Genomic DNA, 20,053 nt, shown 5'->3' with positions numbered 1-20,053 from the left:
CCCGAGCGCGAGGCCTTCCGCCAGATCGCCGAGGCGCTGGGTGCCCGCTATGACGGCCCGGCGCCGGAGGCCGGCGAGGATGCGCCCCGCGCCGCAGCCGCTGCCCCTGTTCGGACCGGCGCCGGCCACGCGCAAGCCGACCCGGCCAGCCGAGGGCCCACCCGCCGAGAGGAGGATCGTCGAGGGCATCGGCTCGGTGCTGGACATCTCCGTCGTCGAGCGCCTGCCGCTGCCGCTGGCGATCCTGCGCGCCGGCGACGCGCTGACCGTCAACCGCGCCTTCCTCGACCTGTTCGGATATGCCGACCGCGCCGCCTTCGACGCCGCCGGCGGCATCGCCACCGCCTTTGCCGGCGGCGTGAGCGAGGCCGGCCAGGATGTCTCCGCCATCCGCCGGGCCGATGGCCGCGAGGTGCCGGTCGGCGTGACGCTCCATGCGATCCAGCACGACGGCGCGCCCGCCTCGATGCTGGTGTTCACGCCGCGCGTCGTCGCGCCGGCCGCTCCCGTTGCCGCCCCTGCCGCCGCCTTGTCGGCCGAAAGCCGCGAGCGGGCGCTCGAGGACCGGCTCGGCGAACTCGACGCCATCCTCGACACCGCCACCGACGGCGTGCTGGTGATCGACGGCAAGGCCGGGGTGATCGGCTGCAACCGCTCGGCCGAGGCGCTGTTCGGCCGCGAGCGCGGCGAGATCGTCGGCCGCCGGCTGATCGATCTGCTGGCGCCCGAGAGCCACCGCGGCGCCCTCGACTATCTCGATGGCCTCACCCGCAACGGCGTCGCCAGCGTACTCAACGACGGGCGCGAGGTGATCGGCTCGGTGGCCGGTCGCGGCTACATCCCGCTGTTCATGACCATGGGCCGGGTCGGCGGCGACAAGTTCTGCGCCGTCCTGCGCGACATCACCCACTGGAAGCGCGTGGAGGAGGAACTCACCTCCGCCAAGCGCCAGGCGGAAAACGCGTCCTCGCAGAAATCCGAATTCCTCGCCCGGATCAGCCACGAGATCCGCACCCCGCTCAACGCCATCATCGGCTTCTCGGAAGTGATGATGGAGGAACGCTTCGGTGCGATCGGCAACGACCGCTACAAGGAATACCTGCGCGACATCCGCATGTCGGGCACCCACATCATGAGCCTCGTCAACGACCTGCTGGATCTCTCCAAGATCGAGGCCGGCAAGCTCGACCTGTCATTCGCGGCGGTGTCGGTCAACGACGTGCTGCGCGACTGCGTGGCGCTGATGCAGCCGCAGGCCAACCGCGAGCGGATCATCATCCGCACCAGCCTGTCGAGCGCGGTGCCGCATGTGGTCGCCGACGAGCGCAGCCTGCGCCAGATCGTGCTGAACCTTCTGTCGAACGCCATCAAGTTCACGCCCCAGAGCGGCCAGGTGATCGTCTCGACCCTCTACGAGGACACCGGCGAGGTGGCGATGCGCGTGCGCGACACCGGCATCGGCATGAGCCCGTCCGACGTGGAAAAGGCGCTGGAGCCGTTCCGCCAGCTCCAGACCGCAAGGTCCGGGCGCGGCACCGGCCTCGGCCTGCCGCTGACCAAGGCGCTGGTCGAAGCCAACCGGGCGCATTTCCGGATCGACAGCGCGGTCGGCCAGGGCACCCTCGTCGAGGTCACATTTCCGTCAACACGCGTTCTCGCGGAGTAGGCCGCAGCCCGGTTCCGGGTCCTGCGGCCTCTCTGCCCGGCGTCTGCGACGCAGGGCTCGGCCGTGCGCGGGGCAATTGACGTGCGCAATCCTCAGCTTTTCCCTTGAGAAAACTTGACAAACCGGCGCCAGATTGGGATTGTTCTAACTAAGTAATTGATATGGCAGGCGAATTGTTGACCTGTGTCGGATTGTATCTATAGTCCGGCCGTCAACGGAGGTCGCCAGCGGCCTTCCTTCAGCCTTTTGAAGCGGGGACATCCCCCGCGACACGGAGTTTCGACCATGTCTGCCTCGACCTTCCGCAGCGCCGCCGTGGCGGTGCTCCTCGGCCTCACGCCGGCCGTCGCCGCCGCCGCCGAGGAAGTCAACGTCTACACCAGCCGCGAGCCGGCCCTGATCCAGCCGCTGCTGGAGGTCTTCACCAAGGAGACCGGCATCACGGTCAACACCATCTTCATCAAGGACGGTCTGGCGCAGCGCGTCGAGGCGGAAGGCGCCAATTCTCCGGCCGACATCCTCTCGGTGGTCGACTACGGCAACCTGATCGAGTTCGTCGACCGCGGCCTGACCCAGCCGGTCAAGCAGGAGGAGCTGGACGCGGCGATCCCGGCGAGCCTGCGCGACAAGGACGGCCACTGGTTCGCGCTGTCGATGCGCGCCCGGGTGATCTATGCCTCCAAGGACCGCGTCACCGAGACGGCGCTGACCTACGAGGATCTCGCCGACCCGAAGTGGAAGGGCAAGGTCTGCATCCGGTCGGGCCAGCACCCCTACAACACCTCGCTGATCGCCGCGATGATCGCCAAGGACGGCCCCGAGGCCGCCAAGGCCTGGCTCGAGGGCGTCAAGGCCAACCTTGCCCGCAAGGCCGGCGGCGGCGACCGTGACGTCGCCCGCGACATCCTCGCCGGCATCTGCGACATCGGCATCGCCAACTCCTACTATGTCGGCCTGATGCGCTCGGGCGCCGGCGGCGAGGAGCAGAAGACCTGGGGCGAGGCGATCAAGGTGATCATGCCGACCTTCAAGGACGGCGCCGGCAGCCACGTCAACGTGTCCGGCATCGCCATGGCCAAGAATGCCCCGAACCGCGAAAATGCGCTGAAGCTGCTCGACTTCATGGTCTCCGACGAGGCCCAGAAGCTTTACGCCGAAGCCAACTACGAATATCCGGTGAAGGCGGGCGCGCCCGTCGACCCGATCGTCGCCGACTTCGGCGCGCTGAAGATCGACCCGCTGCCGCTGACCGAGGTCGCCGCGCACCGCAAGGACGCGAGCCTGCTCGTCGACGAGGTCGGCTTCGACAACTGATCCCTGCCCGGCTGGCAGGACCGATACGGCGGAGGGCGTCCCCTGCGGGCGCCCTTTCGCGTGACTGCGGAGGCATGAGCGAGCGAGAATGACGACGACGGCCGACCCCGAAGCGACGACCCGGCCCCTGCGCCGGCCTGCCAGCGTCGGTGGTCTCGACATCCTCTCGCTGCTCGTCGTCCTCCTGGTGCTGACCCCGGTCGGCGGCCTCGTCTATTTCGCGGTGCAGGGCTCGGGCGATCTCTGGCCGCATCTCCTGCGCAACGTCATTCCCACGGCCCTGTGGACCAGCCTGCTGCTGCTGGCCGGGGTCGGTGTCATGGTCGCCGCCATCGGCGTCGGCGCCGCCTGGCTGATCGCCGGCTACGTGTTCCCCGGCCGGCGCATCCTGGAATGGGCGCTGCTTCTGCCGCTCAGCGTACCGACCTACATCCTCGCCTATGCCTATCTCGACGTGATGCACCCGGTCGGTCCGGTGCAGACGGCGCTTCGGGCGCTGTTCGGCCTGGATAGCCCGCAGGATCTCTGGTTTCCGGAGATCCGCTCGCTCGGCGGGGCGATCTTCCTGCTCGGCTTCGTGCTCTACCCCTATGTCTACCTGCCCGCGCGGGCGCTGTTCATGATGCAGTCGCCCACCGTGATCGAGGTGGCGCGCACGCTCGGCAGCGGACCGGCGCGGACCTTTCTCACCGTCGCGCTGCCGCTTGCCCGCCCGGCGATCGCGGTCGGGACGTCGCTTGCCCTGATGGAGGCGCTCAACGACATCGGCGCCTCCGAATTCCTCGGCGTGCGCACGCTGACGGTCGCGATCTACACCACCTGGGTCACCCGCTCCTCGATCGAGGGCGCGGCGCAGATCGCCCTCCTGATGCTGATCGTCGTGTTCGCGCTGGTCGTGGTCGAGCGGATCGGCCGGCGCCATCAGCGCTTCGTCGGCCGCGGCGGGCGCCAGCATCAGGCGGCGCCGGTGCATCTGGCCGGCGGGCGCGCCGCCCTTGCCTGCCTGGCCTGCGTCGCGCCGGTCGCGATCGGCTTCATGGTGCCCACCGCCTATCTTGTCGTCGAGGCGGCACGGCGCATCCGCGCCTTCGGCCTGCCGGCCGATCTCGGCACCTGGGTCGCCAACAGCGTGACCTCGGCGCTGGCGGCCACGCTGGTCGCGGTCGCGGTCGGCCTCGTCGTCGCCTATACGGCCCGCTTCTCCCGTGCCCGCTGGTCGGGAGCGCTCGTGCGCCTGTCGGGCATCGGCTACACCGTGCCCGGCACCGTGCTCGCGGTCGGCCTGCTGATCCCGATGACCAGCCTCGACAACGCGGTCGACGGCGCCGCGCGCTCGCTGCTCGGCCTCTCCACCGGCCTGCTGCTCACGGGCAGCGGCGCGGCGCTGGTGCTCGCCTACGTGGTCCGCTTCCTCGCCATCTCCAGCGGCGGCATCGAGGCCGGCCTTGCCAAGATCAGCCCGAGCCTCGATTCGGCGGCGCGCTGCCTTGGCGCCGGCCATGTGCGGCTGCTCGGGCGGATTCACGCGCCGATGCTGCGCCCGGCGATCACCGCCGCCGCCCTGCTGGTCTTCGTCGACTGCATGAAGGAACTGCCGATCACGCTGCTGCTGCGCCCGTTCAATTTCGAGACGCTGGCGACCCACGTCTACGGCGAAGCGGCGCGCGGCACCTACGAGGACGGCGCGGTGGCCGCGCTGATGATCGTGATCGTCGGCCTTGCGCCGATCATCCTGCTCGCCCGCACCAGCTTTCGCGGCGGCGACCGCGGCCCCGGCTGAGGGCCGCCCGTCGCACGGACCGCACCCGATGCGCGCTCACCGATCCCAGTAGGACGGCAGCAGCACGACGATCACCACGACGATCTCCAGACGGCCGAGCAGCATGCAGAAGCTCAGCACCCATTTGGCCAGATCCGGCAGGGACGAGAAGTTGCCGGCCGGACCGACCACCGGGCCGATGCCCGGGCCGACGTTGGCGATCGCCTGCATCACCGACGACAGCGACGTGACGAAGTCGAGGCCGGTCGACGACAGCAGGACGGTGAAGACGCCGACCGCGAACAGCGTCATCCACACGAAGGCGGAAATCGAGCGGATGACCTCGTCGTCGACCACCCGGTCGCCGTAGGTGACGCGCACCACCCGGTGCGGCTGGAGCCGGGTGAGCAGCTGGTTGTGCATCACCTTGAGCAGGATCAGCAGGCGGAAGGCCTTGAGGCCGCCGGAGGTGGAGCCGGTGCAGCCGCCGAACAGGGTGATCATGATGAACACCGTCTCCGGGAAGGCGCCCCAGGATACATAGTCCTCGCTGACGAAGCCGGTGGTGGAGATCACCGAGACGATGTTGAACAGGCTCGACCAGATGATGGCGAGCGGCTCCTCGTCGGTGGAGGCGATCCGCCAGAAGGACACGACGAAGACCACGAAGGCGATGAGCTTCAGGTAGAACACCGTCTGCTCGTCGGTGAACAGCAGGCGCGGCCGGCCGTGGAACACCTGGATCATCAGCGGGAAGGTCAGGCTGCCGATCAGCATGCCGGTGACCAGCACGGCCTCCACATAATAGCTCTGGAACCAGCCGATCGAGGCATCGTGGGTGGAGAAGCCGCCGGTGGCGATGGCCGCGAAGGAATGGACCACGGCGTCGAGGAAGCTGACGCCGCCGAGCAGCAGCAGCATGACCGAGGCCGCCGTGAAGCCGACGTAGACGAAGGCGATCTGGCGGACCATGTCGACGATCCGGGCCGTCGCCTTGTTGCCGACGTCGGAGCTTTCCATCTTGAACAGCTGCATGCCGGAAATGCGCAGGAACGGCAGCAGGATGATGCCCATGGCGATCACGCCGAGGCCGCCGACCCAGTTGAGCAGGCCGCGCCACATCAGCAGGCCCGGGGCCATGTCATCAAGGCCGACCAGCACCGTGGAGCCCGTCGTCGTGATGCCCGACACCGATTCGAAGACGGCATCCGTGAACGAGATGCCGTAGTCGGAAAAATACAGCGGCAGCGCGCCGACGAGGCTGAGGGCGACCCAGGACAGCACGGTCAGCATGAAGCCCTGCCGCAGCGACAGCTTCAGCGGCGCCCCCCAGTGGGCCACCGAGAGCAGCACGCCGCAGCCCATCACCAGCATGGCGGTGATGACGAAGGTCTGCCAGTCGGGATTGCCCGCCGCCAGATCGACCAGCGCGCAGAGCAGCAGCAGCGGTCCGAAGGTCGACGTCAGGACGCCGATGATGAACAGGACGGGTCGAAAGTCGATGACCAAAGGGCGTGTCCCCGATCGGGCCGGTGCGACCGGCGGGCCGGGAGCCAGTCTTAGGGCATCGCCGTCGCCTTGTCAGTCACGGGAAGGCAACAGTCGCCGCCCGGAACCCTCCCGAGCGGCGGCCCCTCCCCTGGCAAAGGAGGGACGGCGGCACGTGCCCGGTCTCAGGGCGTCGCGGCCGCCAGCCGTTCGGCCCGCTTGCGCTCGATCTCCGCGCGGCGGGTCATCAGCGAGGCGACGATGACGCCGGCGGTGACGATGCCGATCAGGATCGTCGAGATCGCGTTGATCTCCGGCGTCACGCCGAGCCGCACCTGGCTGTAGATCTTCATCGGCAGCGTGGTGGCGCCGGGGCCGGAGACGAAGCTGGAAATGACCAGATCGTCGAGCGAAAGGGTCAGCGCCAGCATCCAGCCGGCCACCACCGCCGGCAGGATCAGCGGCAGGGTGATCTTGAAGAAGGTGCGGACCGGCGGGCAGCCGAGGTCCTGGGCCGCCTCTTCCATCGACCGGTCGAAGGTGACCAGCCGCGACTGGACCACCACGGCCACGTAGCACATCGAGAAGGTGATGTGGGCGAGCAGCACGGTCCAGAAGCCGCGGGCAAAGTTCATCGCCACGAACAGCAGCAGCAGCGACAGGCCGGTGATCACGTCCGGCATCACCAGCGGCGCGTAGATCATGCCGGAGAACAGCGTGCGGCCCGGAAAGCGCGTGAAGCGGTTGAGCGCCAGCGCGCCGAGGGTGCCGAGCACGGTGGCGATGGTCGCCGTCATCAGGCCGATGCGGATCGTCACCCAGGCGGCGTCCATCAGGCCCTGGTTGTTCCACATCTCCACATACCATTTCGTGGAGAAGCCGGCCCAGACGGTGACGAGCCGCGATTCGTTGAAGGAAAACACCACCAGCAGCAGGATCGGCACGTAGAGGAACAGGAAGCCGAGGGTGAGCGAGGTGGCGTTGAACCAGGTGAGGCGGGTGTTCATCGGCCCTGCTCCTGTGACCGGGCGACCTGATTCTGGAAGAGCACGATCGGCACCACCAGGATGAGGAGGAGGACGACGGCGACCGCCGCGGCGAGCGGCCAGTCGCGGTTGGAGTTGAACTCCGTCCACAGCGTGCGGCCGATCATCAGCGTCTCCGAGCCGCCGAGAAGGTCGGGAATGACGAACTCGCCCATGATCGGGATGAAGCACAGGAAGGTGCCGGCAATCACGCCCGGCAGCGACAGCGGGAAGGTGATCACCCAGAAGGATTTCAGCGGGGGGCAGCCGAGATCCTGCGCCGCTTCCAGCAGCGTGCCGTCGAGCTTCTCCAGCGCCGCGTAGAGCGGCAGGATCATGAAGGGCAGGTAGGAATAGACGATGCCGATGTAGACCGCCCACTCGGTGTTGATGATGCGCACCTGCTCGTCCGGCCCCAGGATGCCGATCGCCTGCAGGGCGACCGTGAGCAGGCCCTCGGGCTTCAGGATGCCGATCCAGGCGTAGACGCGGATGAGGAAGGAGGTCCAGAACGGCAGGATCACCATCATCATCAGCATCGGCCGGATCGACATCGGCGCCTTGGCCATGCCGTAGGCATCGGATAGCCGACCATCAGCAGGAGCACCGTGGAAATCAGCGCGATCTTGATGCTGGAGAGATAGGCCCGCAGGTAGAGCGAATTCTCAGTGAGCCAGATGTAGTTGTCGAAGGTGAGTTCGCTGACATTGTCCCAGAAGTTCGTCAGCCCGTCGAAGGCCGGCGTGTAGGGCGGCATCGCGATCGCTGTCGTCGACAGCGAGATCTTGAAGATGATCAGGAAGGGCGCCAGGAAGAAGACCAGCAGCCAGATGTAGGGCACCGCCACCACGAGGTAGCGGGAGTATCGGTTCGGGGTCGCCCCGGCAGGATCGGACATCGCTTCCTCCCTCAGGCGGTGAGCACCAGGCCGGCGTCGCGGGCGAATGTCAGCCACACCTTGTCGTGCCAGGTGATCGGCCGTTCGACGAGGCGGGTGGCGTTGGTCACGGTCGCCTTGACCACCGAGCCGTTGTCCAGCCGCACATGGTAGATCGACACGTCGCCGAGATAGGCGATGTCCCAGATCTCGCCCTGCAGGGCGTTGACCGTGGTCTCGACCGGACGGTCGAGCGAGATGTGCATCTTCTCCGGACGGATCGCGAAGAAGGCCGCGTCGCCGACGCTGGCCGGACAGGCACGCGACACCTCGATCGCCGCGGGGATGCCGGGGACGGTGAGCTTCGTCGCGTCGGCGCTGCTGGCGGTGACGCCGGCGTCGAGGATGTTGATGTTGCCGATGAAGTCGGCGACATAGCGGGTGTTCGGCTCCTCGTAGATCTCGGCCGGGGTCGCGACCTGCACGATCTTGCCCTTGTCCATCACCGCGATCCGGTCGGCGAGCGTCATCGCCTCCTCCTGGTCGTGGGTGACGATGATGAAGGTCATGCCGAGCTCATACTGGAGGTCGGTCAGCTCGAACTGGGTTTCCTCGCGCAGCTTCTTGTCGAGCGCGCCGAGCGGTTCGTCGAGCAGCAGCACCTTGGGGCGCTTGGCCAGCGAGCGGGCGAGCGCGACGCGCTGGCGCTGGCCGCCGGACATCTGGTGCGGCTTGCGCTTGGCGAAGGGCTCGAGCTTGACGAGCTTCAGCATCTCCTGGACGCGGGCGTCGATCTCGCCCTTGGGAAGCTTGTCCTGCTTGAGGCCGAAGGCGATGTTCTCGGTGACGTCCATGTGCGGGAACAGGGCGTAGGACTGGAACATCATGTTGGTCGGGCGGCGGTAGGGCGGGATGCCCGCCATGTCCTGGCCGTCGAGGAGGATGCGGCCTTCCGTCGGCTCCTCGAAGCCGGCGAGCATGCGCATCAGCGTGGTCTTGCCGCAGCCGGAGGGGCCGAGCAGCGCGAAGAACTCGCGCTCGTAGATGGTGAGATCGAGATCCTTCACCGCGACGAAATCGCCGAAGCGCTTGGTGATGCCCTGATACTGGATGTAGGGCTTCGCGGCGGGATCATTCCACGGCGCGAAGGAACGCTTGACCGGCCCGAGTGTCTTCGCCATCTGCCCCTCGATGTCTTGCTGAAATCGCCCGCTTCCGTTCTCTGCCTGCAAAGCGGCACCGCCCGGGATCGCTCCCGGGCGGCACGGTCATCTCGTGTCAGGACCCGGTCTTCACCGCGGTCCAGGTCCGGGTCAGGATGCGCTGTGCCTTCGGATCCCAGGGCGTGACCGTGTAGAGGTTCTTGACGCTCTCGGCGGTCGGATAGATCGCCGTGTCGTCCTTCACCTCGGCATCGAGGAACTCCTGCGAACCGAGACTGCCGTTGGCGTAGAAGACGTAGTTGGAGTTGGCCGCGGCGACCTTCGGATCCATCATGTAGTTGATGAAGATCAGCGCCTCTTCCGGATGCGGGGCGTCGGCGGGGATCGCCATGTTGTCGAACCACATCAGCGCGCCTTCGGTCGGGATCGAATAGGCGATCTCGACGCCGTTGTTGGCTTCGGCCGCGCGGTCGCGCGACTGGAGGATGTCGCCCGACCAGCCGAAGGCAAGGCAGATGTCGCCGTTGGCCAGCGCGTTGATGTATTCTGACGAATTGAACTTCTGGATGAACGGGCGGATCGCCTTCAGCACCTCGCCGGCGGCCTCGACGTCTTCGGGGGCCTTGGAGTCGGGCTCCTTGCCGAGATAGGCGAGCGCGGCCGGGATCATCTCGTCCGGCGCGTCGAGCACCTGGATGCCGCAGCCGGCGAACTTCTCGGCGATCGCCGGGTCGAACAGCATCTTCAGGCTGGTGACCGGCGCGTCCGGCATGATCTCGGCGATCTTCTTGACGTTGTAGCCAAGACCGGTCGTGCCCCACATGTAGTTGACGGCATGCTCGTTGCCGGGGTCGTACTTGGCCAGCCGCTCGGCGATGTCGGGCCACTGGTACTGGAGGTTCGGCAGCTTGGACTTGTCGAGCTTCTGGAACACGCCGGCCTGGATCTGCCGGGCGAGGAAGGTGCCGGTCGGCACGACCACGTCATAGCCGGTGGCGCCGGCCAGCAGCTTGGTCTCGAGCACCTCGTTGGAATCGAAGACGTCGTAGACGACCTTGATGCCGGTTTCCTTCTCGAAGTTCGCAAGCGTCTCTTCGCCGATATAGTCGGACCAGTTGAAGACGTTGACCACCCGGTCGGCGGCGGACGCCGCGCCGGCGAAGGCGAAGGCGCACAGGAGGCCCCCGATGCTCGCGGCGACGACGGATTTCAGGGAAGGACGCATGCGTGTTCACCTCGTCTGTTCCGGCGGCACGGGGGACCGCCATCTCGTTCGGGGCCTCGCGGGCAAGACCTTGCGCCGAGAGGCAGATTTCCAGCCGTATCGCGGCGAACCGCGAAGCCTCGGCCGGCTGACGTTGCCCATCCAGTAGGCACGATCAATGCGCGGTCTTTCAACCCTCTTTTTTGGTTTCCGGCTCGGATTCCGCTCCGCGCGCCCTTCACCCGGCGGCGCGCAGGCAAAGGCATCGCGTCAAAGATAGGTCGATCGCTCCAGCGGCGAGATTTCCGCACGGAAGGCGGCCATCTCCGCCTTCTTCACGGCGGCGAACAGCTTTCTGTATTCGACGCCGAAGGAGCGGCGGACGAAGTCCGAGCGCTCGAACAGACGGATTGCCTCGTCCATCGTCGCCGGCAGGACCGGGGCCGGGGCGGCATAAGCATCGATGTCGGTCGCCGGCGGCGGGGTTGCGGCGCGCTCCAGCCCGTCGGCCATGGCGCCGAGCACGGCGGCCAGCACGAGATAGGGATTGGCGTCGGCGCCGGCGATTCGATGCTCGACGCGCCGGGCCGCGGCCTCCGACGCCGGCACGCGCACGGCAACCGAACGATTGTTGTGACCCCAGCTGGCCTTGGTCGGTGCGTAGGAACCGGGCTGCAGGCGCCGGAAGCCGTTCCATGTCGGCACGAACAGCAGCGTCGAGGGCACCATCGCCTCGACCAGCCCGGCCACCGCCGACCCGAGCCGCCGCTCGCCCTCCACCGGATGGGCAAAGACGTTGCGGCCCTCGCCGTCGACCAGGCTGACGTGGACATGCATGCCGTTGCCGGCGCGCTCGATGAAAGGCTTGGCCATGAAGCTGGCGCGCAGGCCGTGCTTGCGCGCGATCTCGCCGATCAGCCGGCGCAGCATCACCGCGTCGTCGGCGGCGGCGAAGGCGTCGGAGCGATGCTTGAGATTGACCTCGAACTGGCCGGGCGCGGCTTCCGAGACGATGGTGTCGACCGGCAGGCCCTGCACCTGGCCCGCGGTGCGGATCTCGGTGAAGAGGTCGCCGTAGGCCGACAGGTCCGACAGGCCGTAGACGTTCTGGCGCTCGGGCAGCCGCTCGGACCCGGCGCGCCGCAGAGCACGGCGGGCAGGCCGTCGCTGCGCTCGGAGGCGGGATCGAGCAGGTAGAATTCCAGCTCGAAGGCGGCGACGGCGCGCAGGCCGAGCGCCGCCAGTCGCTCGATCGCCGCGCGCAGCTGCTGGCGCGGATCGCCGAGGAAGGGCACGCCGGCCTCGGTCTGCATGGTCAGGATCGCCTGCGCCGTCGGCCGCCGCGCCCAGGGCACGATCCTGAGCGAGCCCGGAGCAATGCGGCAGAAGCCGTCGCGGTCGCCGGTGTGGACATGAAGGCCGGTGTCGGCCACTTCGCGGCCCCAGACGTCGAGGCCGAACACGGACAGCGGGAAGTTGACGCCGACGCTGGCGGCCTTGGCCAGACTCTGGGGCGGGGCCCACTTGCCGCGCAGCACGCCGTTGGTGTCGCTGACGAGGAACTCGACGCCCTCGATCTCCGGATGGGAGCGCAGGAACCGGGTGACTTCGTCGTCGATCGGATTGTCTGTCAGCGCACGGCCCAAGATGTCCTCATGCTCTTCGACGGACGGCGCCGGGCGGGCATGGCGCCCCGCATCCTCGCGGCACATCGCACACCCGGGATGTCATCCCGGCACCGTCGCGTCGGGGGCCCTGCCCCTCACCGCATCATCGCCCTTGCAAATGCTGCAATTAAGTGATCACAAATCCCTTCACGGGGCAACCGCTCTTGCGAAGGAACAGGCCCGATGGCCGCGAGACGAGCCGCATCCACCACAGCGGACGCCGGGGATAATCCTGTCGGTCCCGGTTCCGGGCCGCATGCGCCTACGGCGCGCACCTCCGGCCCGGCAGGCCCCGGCACCCGTGCACCCAATATCCGCAGCCAGGTGAGCCTTGCCCTGCGCGAGGCGCTGATCATCGGCCGCATCCAGCCCGGCCGGTCGGTGACGCTGCGCGGGCTGGCCGAGGAACTCGGCACCAGCCCGATGCCGGTGCGCGAGGCGATCCGCGGCCTTGCCGCCGAGAATGCGCTCGACGTGTCGGTCAGCGGCCGCGTCGCCGTGCCGCGCATGACCGACCGCAAGTTCGGCGAGATCCTCGACGCACGGATGCTGCTGGAGCCGCAGGTGGCGGTGCTCGCCCTGCCGTTTCTGGGCAAGGCCGACGTGCGCCGGCTTCAGGCGCTCGATGACGAGATCGACGCCAGCCTCGGAAATGGCGACGTTGAGGCCTACATGCGCCTCAACCACGCCTTCCACTTCGCGATCTACGAGGCCGCCGGCTCGGAGGTGCTGCTGCCGCTGGTGGAAAGCGTCTGGCTGCAGTTCGGCCCGTTCATGCGCATGGTCTACGGCCGGGTCGGCACGCGGATGCTGGTCGACCATCACAAGCAGGCGATCGCCGCCATCGGCGCGCGTGACGCCGCGGCCCTCCGGGCGGCGATCCGCGCCGACATTGCCGAGGGCATGCAGCTGATCGGCGAGGGAATCGGCGCCGCGGGGACGACGTGAGCGCCGGTTTGCGGTAATCCTGCGCTCTGGAACCACGCGGCCGACGGTTTGACAATGGCCGGATTTGTGATCACAAATGGCATCAATCGACGCCGTGGCTCCGGAAGTCCGCTCCGACCCCTCGCAATCGGCCCCTCGCAAGAAGACCATCATGACCGACGAACAGCACAACGACCAGTCCCGACAGGGCCTCCGCGGCGTCTCCTCGCTCGAGGAGGCGCGGCAGTGGCTGGCCGCCCGCGGCATCGAGGACATCGAATGCGTGGTACCGGATCAGGCTGGTGTTGCGCGCGGCAAGCTGATGCCGGCCGACAAGTTCTTCGCCAGTCCGGTGATGTCGCTGCCGGCCTCGCTGTTCGCCCAGACCATTTCCGGCGAGATGCCCGACGAGGACGACCATTTCCAGTATGATCCGACCGACGGCGACATCATGCTGCGGCCGGACTTCTCCACGCTTGCCGTGGTGCCCTGGGCGTCGGACCCCACCGCGCAGCTGATCCACGACGCCTACACCCGCGACGGGCGGCCGGTGGAGATCGCGCCGCGCCAGCTCCTGCGCCGCATCCTCAACCTCTACGACCGCAACGGCTGGCGGCCGGTGGTGGCCCCCGAGATGGAATTCTATCTCGTCAAGCCGAACCCGGACCCGGACTATCCGCTGGAGCCGCCGGTCGGCCGCTCGGGCCGGCCCGAGAGCGGGCGCCAGTCCTATTCGATCCAGGCGGTCAACGAGTTCGACGACCTGTTCGACGACATCTACGACTTCTCGGAAGCGCAGGGCCTCGAGATCGACACGCTCATCCACGAGGAGGGCGCGGCGCAGATGGAGATCAACCTGCGGCACGGCGATGCGGTCCAGCTCGCCGACCAGGTGTTCCTGCTCAAGCGGACGATCCGCGAGGCGGCGCTCAAGCACAAGATGTATGCAACCTTCATGGCAAAGCCGATGTCGCGCGAGCCGGGTTCGGCGATGCACATCCACCAGTCGGTGATCGACGAGGAAACCGGCCGCAACATCTTCTCCGACGCCGAAGGCAATCCGACCAAGGAATTCTTCTCCTTCATCGCCGGCCAGCAGAAGTACCTGCCGGCGGTGATGTGCATGCTGGCCCCTTACGTGAACTCCTACCGGCGCCTCGCCCGCAACACGGCGGCGCCGATCAACGTCCACTGGGGCTACGACAACCGCACGGTCGGCATCCGCGTGCCCAACTCCGGGCCGCAGGCGCGCCGGGTGGAAAACCGCGTGCCGTCGTCGGATTCCAACCCCTATCTCGCCATGGCCGCCTCGCTCGCCTGCGGCTTCATCGGCATCGAGAACGGCCTGTCGCCGGAAGACCCGATCGAGGGCTCCGCCCGCGGCCTGCCCCACACCCTGCCGCGCGGCCTGCTCGAGGCGGTGGCGCTGTTCGAGGAGACCGAGGAACTCGCCGACATCTTCGGCAAGTCCTTCGTCCACACCTACCGCGCGATCAAGCAGACCGAATACGAGACCTTCATGCGGGTGATCTCGTCGTGGGAACGGGAGTATCTGCTGCTGAGCGTGTGAGGGGGATGCAGGCTCAGTCCATGACGGAGCCATGGGTTTCGACATGATGGAACTCGTTGTCATCCCCGGCCGGAGCGCCGCAGGCGCGGAGGGGAAGGGGATCCAGAAGGCAGCGACCGAATGCCGTGGCCGGCTTCTGGATCCCCTTCCCTCCCCTCGCTTCGCGAGGCTCGCCGGGGATGACAACCAAGGGCCTGGAGCCGTCGTTGCCGGAATGACGACCGAAAGGTCACCGCAAGAACACTAGGTGCGGCCGACGGGCGATCTGATGCTCGGGGCTGGACAGTCATGAAAGGAGCAGCGGGCGGAGGAGGTGAACCTCCCGGCAGGGTGGACGGTTAAGGGTGCGTGCCTGGCTGCACCGCAGCGTCTGCCCTCTCCCGCTCTTGAAGGTCTCATTCATGGACATCAACCTTTCCCCGCAGGAACTCGACACGCTGGCCGCGACGCTGATCGCCTGGGCCGTGACCTTCCTGCCGCGCCTGATCGCGGCGGCCCTGATCCTGACGATCGGCCTGTTCGCCTCGCGCTGGCTGTCGCGCGGGGTGAGCGGGCTGTTCAGCCGCACGCCGCATGTGGATGCCACCGTGCGACCGGTGATCGCCGCGGTGGTGCGCTATGCGGTGGTCATCCTCGCCGTGGTGCTGTCGCTCGGCCAGCTCGGGGTCCAGACGACCTCGCTGCTCGCGATCATCGGCGCCGCCGGTCTTGCCGTCGGTCTGGCCCTGCAGGGCACGCTGACCAACATCGCCGCCGGCGTCATGCTGTTGTGGCTGCGGCCGTTCAAGGTCGGCGACTATATCGAGGTCGGCGCCGTTGCCGGCACCGTGAAGGAGATCGGCCTGTTCGTCTGCGAGCTGGAGACCTTCGACGGCATCTACGTGCTCGCGCCGAATTCGGCGATCTGGAACGTGGCGCTGCGCAACCACAGCCGCAACGGCCGCCGCATGGTGACCGTCGTCACCACCGTGCCGAAGGGCGGCGATATCGCGATTGCTGCCCAGCGTCTCAAGGGGTTGATCGGCGCCGATGACCGGGTGCTGGCCGAGCCGGAGCCGCTGGTGTTCGTCGATGGCTTCACCGGGGCCGGCACCAACCTCACCGCGCGCTTCTGGACCTCGGCGACGACCTTTGCCGAGGTGCAGCGCTCGATCATCGCCGCGGCGGTGGACGCGGTGAGTGGCCCCGATGCCGCGCAGGCGCCGGTTCAGGTGACGCGCACCGTGCCGCCGGACGCCGACCCGTCGCGCCTTGCCGTCTACCGCCCGCCCGTGGTCGCCGCGGCGCGGCGCCGGCACTGAGGAGGACAGGAGACGCGATGGCGGACCCGGTCATCCAGCTTGTTGACCCCGCGGCCCCCGGCCGCCGACGACGGCGCCTGTCCGTCGGCGGCACCGCGCCGCGATCTGCCATTGCCGTCCCCATCCCGTCAGCGCCGGGCCGCCTCGCGGCCGGCGACGATCGTCCCGAAGAGGCCCTGCCGTCATGACCGTCTCGAACGTCTATCCCACCGCACCGCTGCGCGCGCTCGACGCCGCCCACCACCTGCATCCCTTCTCCGACATGAAGTCGCTCAACGCCGAAGGGTCGCGGGTGATCGTGCGGGCGAAGGGCTGCTGGCTGGAGGACAGCGACGGCAACCGCATCCTCGACGGCATGGCCGGCCTCTGGTGCGTCAACGTCGGCCACGGCCGGCCGGAAATCGCCGAGGCCGTCGCCGCGCAGATGGGCGAGCTCAGCTACTACAACACCTTCTTCAAGACGACCCATCCGCCGGTGATCAAGCTCGCCGGCATGCTGGCCGACCTCGCCCCGCCGGCCTTCAACCACGTGTTCTTCACCGGCTCCGGGTCGGAATCCAACGACACGGTGATGCGCATGGTGCGCACCTACTGGCAGACGCTGGAAAAGCCGGAGAAGACCGTCATCATCGCCCGCAAGAACGCCTACCACGGCTCGACGATGGCGGGCGCCAGCCTCGGCGGCATGGCGCCGATGCACAAACAGGGCGGCCTGCCGATCCCGGGCATCCACCACATCGCCCAGCCCTACTGGTTCGACGAGGGCGGAGACCTGTCGCCGGCCGAGTTCGGACTGAAGGCGGCGCAGGAGCTGGAAGCGGCGATCGACGAGATCGGCGAGGACAAGGTTGCCGCCTTCATCGCCGAGCCGGTACAGGGCGCCGGCGGCGTGATCATTCCGCCGGAGACCTACTGGCCGGAAATCGCACGCATCTGCAAGGAGCGCGAGATCCTGCTGGTGGCCGACGAGGTGATCTGCGGATTCGGGCGGCTGGGAAAATGGTTCGGATCGGAGCATTTCGGTATCGAGCCCGACCTGATGCCGATCGCCAAGGGACTCTCCTCCGGCTATCTGCCGATCGGCGGCGTGATGGTCGCCGACCGGATCGCCGACGTGCTGGTCAACGCCACCGGCGACTTCAACCACGGCTTCACCTACTCGGGCCATCCGGTGGCCTGCGCGGCGGCGATCGCCAATCTCACCATCCTGCGCGACGAGAAGATCGTCGAACGGGTGGCGGACGACATCGGCCCCTATCTCCAGAAGAAGTGGGCCGCGCTCGCCGGCCATCCGCTGGTGGGCGAGGCGCGGATGATCGGCCTGATGGGCGCGCTGGAGCTGGTGCCCTCCAGTCCGGCACGGCGGCGCTTTGCCGGCGATGCCGGCCGGGCCGGCACGATCTGCCGCGATTTTTCCTTCAGGAACGGGCTGGTGATGCGGGCGGTGCGCGATTCCATGATCATCTCGCCGCCGCTGGTGATCACCCACGCGGAGGCCGACGAACTGGTGCGCCTCACCGAGAAGACCCTTGACGACACCCATGCCGAGCTGACGCGGCAGGGGATGATGGGCTGACCACCATGGCACTGATGCCCGAACATGGCGGCGCGGCCCATGCCCCGTCCTGGTATGCCGCCTCGGCCGGTCCGCTGCCGGCCTTCCCGCGCCTTGAGGGCGAGACGCGGGCCGACGTGGTGGTGGTCGGCGCCGGCTACACCGGCCTTGCCACCGCGCTGCGGCTGGCCGAACGCGGCTATGACGTGGCGGTGGTGGAGGCCAACAAGGTCGGCTGGGGCGCCTCGGGCCGCAACGGCGGCCAGATCCATCCCGGCCAGCGCCGCGATCCGGACTGGATGGCCGCGCGGCTGGGCGAGCCGGCGGCGCGCCGCCTCGTCGCCTTTGCCGAGGAGGCCCGGCAGCACCAGCTGGGTCTCATCGCCCGCCACGGCATCGACTGCGACTTCCGTCCGGGGCTGATCGAAGCGGTGCACCGCGCCCGCGATGTCGACGGGGCGAAGGCCCATGCCGAACGGCTGTCCGGCGTCTGGGGCCTCGGCCCCTACCGGATCCTCGACCGCGCGGAGGCGGCGGCCGCGCTCGGCACCGACGCCTACCATGGGGCCGCCATCGATCCGACCGGCGGCCACCTGCATCCGCTGAAGTTCCTACTCGGCCTTGCCCGGGCCGCCACTGCCGCCGGCGCCCGGATCTTCGAGGACAGCCGCGCTCTTCAGGTGGAGCATGGCGGCAAGGTGACGCTCACCACGGCCGCGGGCCGCGTCGTGGCCGACACGCTGGTGCTGGCCGGCAACGGCTATCTCGCCGGCCTCGACGCCGACACCGAGGCGCGGATCCTGCCGCTGAACAACTTCATCCTGACCACCGAGCCGCTGGAGTCCGAGGGCGACGCCATCCTGCCCGGCGACGAGGCCGCCGCCGATTCCCGCTTCGTCGTCTACTATTGGCGCAAGACGCCGGACGGACGGCTCCTGTTCGGGGGCGGCGAGACCTTCGGCTCGACCTATCCGGGCGATGTCGCCGGCTTCGTGCGCCGGCACATGACGAAGATCTATCCGCGCCTGAAGGACGTGCGCATCAGCCACGCCTGGGGCGGCACGCTCGGCATCACGGTCAACCGCCTGCCCTACGTGCGCCGGCCGAAGCCCAATGTCTGGGTCGCCGCCGGCTATTCGGGACAGGGGGTGATGATGGCGCCCTATGCCGGGCACATCCTCGCCGAGGCGATCGCCGGCGTCAGCGAGCGTTTCGACGCTTTCGCCGCCCTGCCCTGCCCGCCGTTTCCCGGCGGCCGCTGGCTGCGCCTGCCGACGCAGATCGCGGCGATGAGCTGGTTTGCGCTGCTGGACAGGCTGTGATCCCGGTCAGGTGCCGCGGGAGACGACCGACAGCGACACGCGCCTAGCCGGCGAGGCCCGGTTTGCCGGGCAGCGTCGGCCGGACCCGGATGATCTCGCCGCGCTCGCCGGCCGGTGACGGATGCAGCGGCGCCGGAGAGGCCGCCACCGGCGTGGCGGGGCGGCTTCGCAGCACGAAGGGACTGTTGAGGCTTGCCATGTCGGCGAGCAGGTTTTCCACGCTGTCGGCGGTCATGCCGACCGGATGAAAGCCGGAAACGATGCCGTGGCGCAGGTAGAGCGCGTCGATCGCCTCCGAATGCCCGGCGTAGCCCACCGTCCAGCCCGGAAACCGCCGTTCGTCGACGGAGGCCGCCCGGATCAGCACCGGCGCCCGGTGCCGGGGATCCTGGACGAGCGAGAGCATCGACCGCGTGGTCAGGCCGCGCTCGCCCTCCATCACCTGCACGAACCAGGATTCGTTGAAGATCAGCGCCCCGGAAATGCCGGACGCGAAGGTGTAGCGGCTGCAGGACAGAAGGATGGACTTGATGTGCTCGGCGGACGGCCGCTCCGACTTCAGGCCGACATTCTCGCTGTAGAAGACGAACCGGGTCAGGTACATCGCAGTCCTCGTTTCTCGGCCGCAGCGGGATCCACCCGGGCCGGGCCGGTGTTCTTCTTCAATTGGCGACGCTGCCGACCCCATCGTCGGCAGTCACACGGCCGGGCATGCGCAGCGCCGGCTGCGCAACGCCGCCCGACAGATGGCGCACGCCGCCGCCGAGGCGGACGAGTTCGGAGACGAAGCCGACGAGGCTCGCCGCCGTCATCCGGGCCGGGTCGAAGCCGACGGTGATCCCGAATTTCAGGTAGAGCGCGTCCATGTCCTCGGAGTGGCCCACGTAGCCGAGCGACCAGTTCTCGAAGCGCCGGCAGGGCACGGCCTCGGCCTCCATGATCACCATGTCCTCGTGGCGCCGGTCGGCACCGATCCGCCAGAGCGCCTTCGACACCTCGTTGCGGGACCCTTCGAGGATCTGGGCGAAATACTGCTCGTTGAAGACGAGCGCCCCGGTCAGCCCCGCGGGCGTGTTGTGCCGGGCGCAGGACGACATGATCGCGCGGATTTCCGCCGAAAAGGGCAGGCCGAGCTTCTTGACCGCATTGCGGCTGTAGTAGACGACCCGGAACAGATACATCGCCTCTCCTTCCCTGGCGATCCGGCCCATATCA

16 protein-coding genes and 2 pseudogenes are annotated in these 20,053 nt (G+C 68.2%); 8 read left to right on the top strand and 10 right to left on the bottom strand.

The genetic code is table 11. The features are described from left to right. Positions 1–207 (bottom strand): hypothetical protein (locus A6302_RS24575; protein WP_245294067.1); only part of this gene is annotated, 207 nt, incomplete at its 3' end. On the opposite strand from A6302_RS24575, the gene A6302_RS13765 reads away from it, so the two are divergent. The 3 genes from A6302_RS13765 to A6302_RS13755 all read left to right on the top strand — a co-directional run bounded on the left by A6302_RS13765 (position 197) and on the right by A6302_RS13755 (position 4,760). After that, positions 197–1,666, top strand: coding sequence for a PAS domain-containing sensor histidine kinase (locus A6302_RS13765; RefSeq protein WP_245294066.1), 1,470 nt, complete (start codon positions 197–199; stop codon positions 1,664–1,666). The two genes, A6302_RS24575 and A6302_RS13765, sit on opposite strands and share 11 nt — an antisense overlap. 285 nt (positions 1,667–1,951) lie before the next feature. Then, positions 1,952–2,980: a Fe(3+) ABC transporter substrate-binding protein gene (locus A6302_RS13760; RefSeq protein ID WP_069307517.1), complete on the top strand. Its 1,029-nt coding sequence runs from the start codon at positions 1,952–1,954 to the stop codon at positions 2,978–2,980. An 88-nt stretch (positions 2,981–3,068) separates the two neighbouring features. Continuing rightward, the gene (locus A6302_RS13755; protein ID WP_069307516.1) at positions 3,069–4,760 is read left to right on the top strand and encodes an ABC transporter permease; all 1,692 of its coding nucleotides are present in this window, start codon (positions 3,069–3,071) and stop codon (positions 4,758–4,760) included. 36 nt (positions 4,761–4,796) lie between these two features. On the opposite strand, the gene A6302_RS13750 is transcribed toward A6302_RS13755, so the two are convergent. The 7 genes and pseudogenes from A6302_RS13750 to A6302_RS25385 all read right to left on the bottom strand — a co-directional run. Beyond that, positions 4,797–6,248 carry a TrkH family potassium uptake protein gene (locus A6302_RS13750; protein WP_083255771.1) on the bottom strand — a complete coding sequence of 484 codons (1,452 nt, stop codon included), beginning with the start codon at positions 6,246–6,248 and terminating at the stop codon, positions 4,797–4,799. A gap of 164 nt (positions 6,249–6,412) precedes the next feature. Further along, positions 6,413–7,234, bottom strand: coding sequence for an ABC transporter permease (locus tag A6302_RS13745; RefSeq protein ID WP_069307514.1), 822 nt, complete (start codon positions 7,232–7,234; stop codon positions 6,413–6,415). After that, positions 7,231–8,150, bottom strand: a pseudogene (locus A6302_RS13740) (ABC transporter permease). The gene A6302_RS13745 and the pseudogene A6302_RS13740 overlap by 4 nt, the downstream one beginning before the upstream one ends. Before the next feature lie 11 nt (positions 8,151–8,161). Continuing rightward, positions 8,162–9,310, bottom strand: a complete 1,149-nt coding sequence (locus A6302_RS13735; protein WP_069307513.1) for an ABC transporter ATP-binding protein — start codon at positions 9,308–9,310, stop codon at positions 8,162–8,164. 97 nt (positions 9,311–9,407) lie between these two features. After that, positions 9,408–10,517, bottom strand: a complete 1,110-nt coding sequence (locus tag A6302_RS13730; protein ID WP_069307512.1) for a polyamine ABC transporter substrate-binding protein — start codon at positions 10,515–10,517, stop codon at positions 9,408–9,410. A gap of 249 nt (positions 10,518–10,766) precedes the next feature. Beyond that, positions 10,767–11,582 (bottom strand): glutamine synthetase family protein, encoded by an 816-nt coding sequence (locus A6302_RS13725; protein WP_280939202.1) that lies wholly within the window; start codon positions 11,580–11,582, stop codon positions 10,767–10,769. A 137-nt stretch (positions 11,583–11,719) separates the two neighbouring features. Beyond that, positions 11,720–11,809, bottom strand: a pseudogene (locus A6302_RS25385) (hypothetical protein); the annotation flags it as partial. A gap of 678 nt (positions 11,810–12,487) precedes the next feature. On the opposite strand from A6302_RS25385, the gene A6302_RS13720 reads away from it, so the two are divergent. The 5 genes from A6302_RS13720 (at position 12,488) to A6302_RS13700 (ending at position 18,838) form a co-directional block, all read left to right on the top strand. Beyond that, complete coding sequence (locus A6302_RS13720; RefSeq protein WP_210183332.1) at positions 12,488–13,111, top strand: GntR family transcriptional regulator; 624 nt, start codon at positions 12,488–12,490, stop codon at positions 13,109–13,111. A gap of 151 nt (positions 13,112–13,262) precedes the next feature. Then, the gene (locus tag A6302_RS13715; RefSeq protein ID WP_069307511.1) at positions 13,263–14,660 is read left to right on the top strand and encodes a glutamine synthetase family protein; all 1,398 of its coding nucleotides are present in this window, start codon (positions 13,263–13,265) and stop codon (positions 14,658–14,660) included. Between the two features lie 401 nt (positions 14,661–15,061). Continuing rightward, positions 15,062–15,961, top strand: coding sequence for a mechanosensitive ion channel family protein (locus tag A6302_RS13710; RefSeq protein ID WP_069307510.1), 900 nt, complete (start codon positions 15,062–15,064; stop codon positions 15,959–15,961). A 184-nt stretch (positions 15,962–16,145) separates the two neighbouring features. Beyond that, positions 16,146–17,537: an aspartate aminotransferase family protein gene (locus A6302_RS13705; protein WP_069307509.1), complete on the top strand. Its 1,392-nt coding sequence runs from the start codon at positions 16,146–16,148 to the stop codon at positions 17,535–17,537. A 5-nt stretch (positions 17,538–17,542) separates the two neighbouring features. After that, complete coding sequence (locus tag A6302_RS13700) at positions 17,543–18,838, top strand: NAD(P)/FAD-dependent oxidoreductase (protein ID WP_069307508.1); 1,296 nt, start codon at positions 17,543–17,545, stop codon at positions 18,836–18,838. A 43-nt stretch (positions 18,839–18,881) separates the two neighbouring features. On the opposite strand, the gene A6302_RS13695 is transcribed toward A6302_RS13700, so the two are convergent. Both A6302_RS13695 and A6302_RS13690 read right to left on the bottom strand, forming a co-directional pair. Then, the gene (locus A6302_RS13695) at positions 18,882–19,442 is read right to left on the bottom strand and encodes a BLUF domain-containing protein (protein WP_069307507.1); all 561 of its coding nucleotides are present in this window, start codon (positions 19,440–19,442) and stop codon (positions 18,882–18,884) included. Positions 19,443–19,500: 58 nt separating this feature from the next. Then, the coding region (locus A6302_RS13690) for a BLUF domain-containing protein (protein ID WP_141703764.1) at positions 19,501–20,053 on the bottom strand (553 nt) is incomplete at its 5' end.

This window comes from Methylobrevis pamukkalensis (genome assembly GCF_001720135.1).
GTDB classification, from domain to species: domain Bacteria; phylum Pseudomonadota; class Alphaproteobacteria; order Rhizobiales; family Pleomorphomonadaceae; genus Methylobrevis; species Methylobrevis pamukkalensis.
This window is presented reverse-complemented; position numbering and strand designations above follow the sequence as displayed.

Bases quoted from the DNA above. Each gene is read 5' to 3' on its own strand.
- A6302_RS13760 (WP_069307517.1), top strand. From the start codon at position 1,952: ATGTCTGCCTCGACCTTCCGCAGCGCCGCCGTGGCGGTGCTCCTCGGC.
- A6302_RS13755 (WP_069307516.1), top strand. From the start codon at position 3,069: ATGACGACGACGGCCGACCCCGAAGCGACGACCCGGCCCCTGCGCCGG.
- A6302_RS13745 (WP_069307514.1), bottom strand. From the start codon at position 7,234: ATGAACACCCGCCTCACCTGGTTCAACGCCACCTCGCTCACCCTCGGC.
- A6302_RS13735 (WP_069307513.1), bottom strand. From the start codon at position 9,310: ATGGCGAAGACACTCGGGCCGGTCAAGCGTTCCTTCGCGCCGTGGAAT.
- A6302_RS13730 (WP_069307512.1), bottom strand. From the start codon at position 10,517: ATGCGTCCTTCCCTGAAATCCGTCGTCGCCGCGAGCATCGGGGGCCTC.
- A6302_RS13715 (WP_069307511.1), top strand. From the start codon at position 13,263: ATGACCGACGAACAGCACAACGACCAGTCCCGACAGGGCCTCCGCGGC.
- A6302_RS13710 (WP_069307510.1), top strand. From the start codon at position 15,062: ATGGACATCAACCTTTCCCCGCAGGAACTCGACACGCTGGCCGCGACG.
- A6302_RS13705 (WP_069307509.1), top strand. From the start codon at position 16,146: ATGACCGTCTCGAACGTCTATCCCACCGCACCGCTGCGCGCGCTCGAC.
- A6302_RS13700 (WP_069307508.1), top strand. From the start codon at position 17,543: ATGGCACTGATGCCCGAACATGGCGGCGCGGCCCATGCCCCGTCCTGG.
- A6302_RS13695 (WP_069307507.1), bottom strand. From the start codon at position 19,442: ATGTACCTGACCCGGTTCGTCTTCTACAGCGAGAATGTCGGCCTGAAG.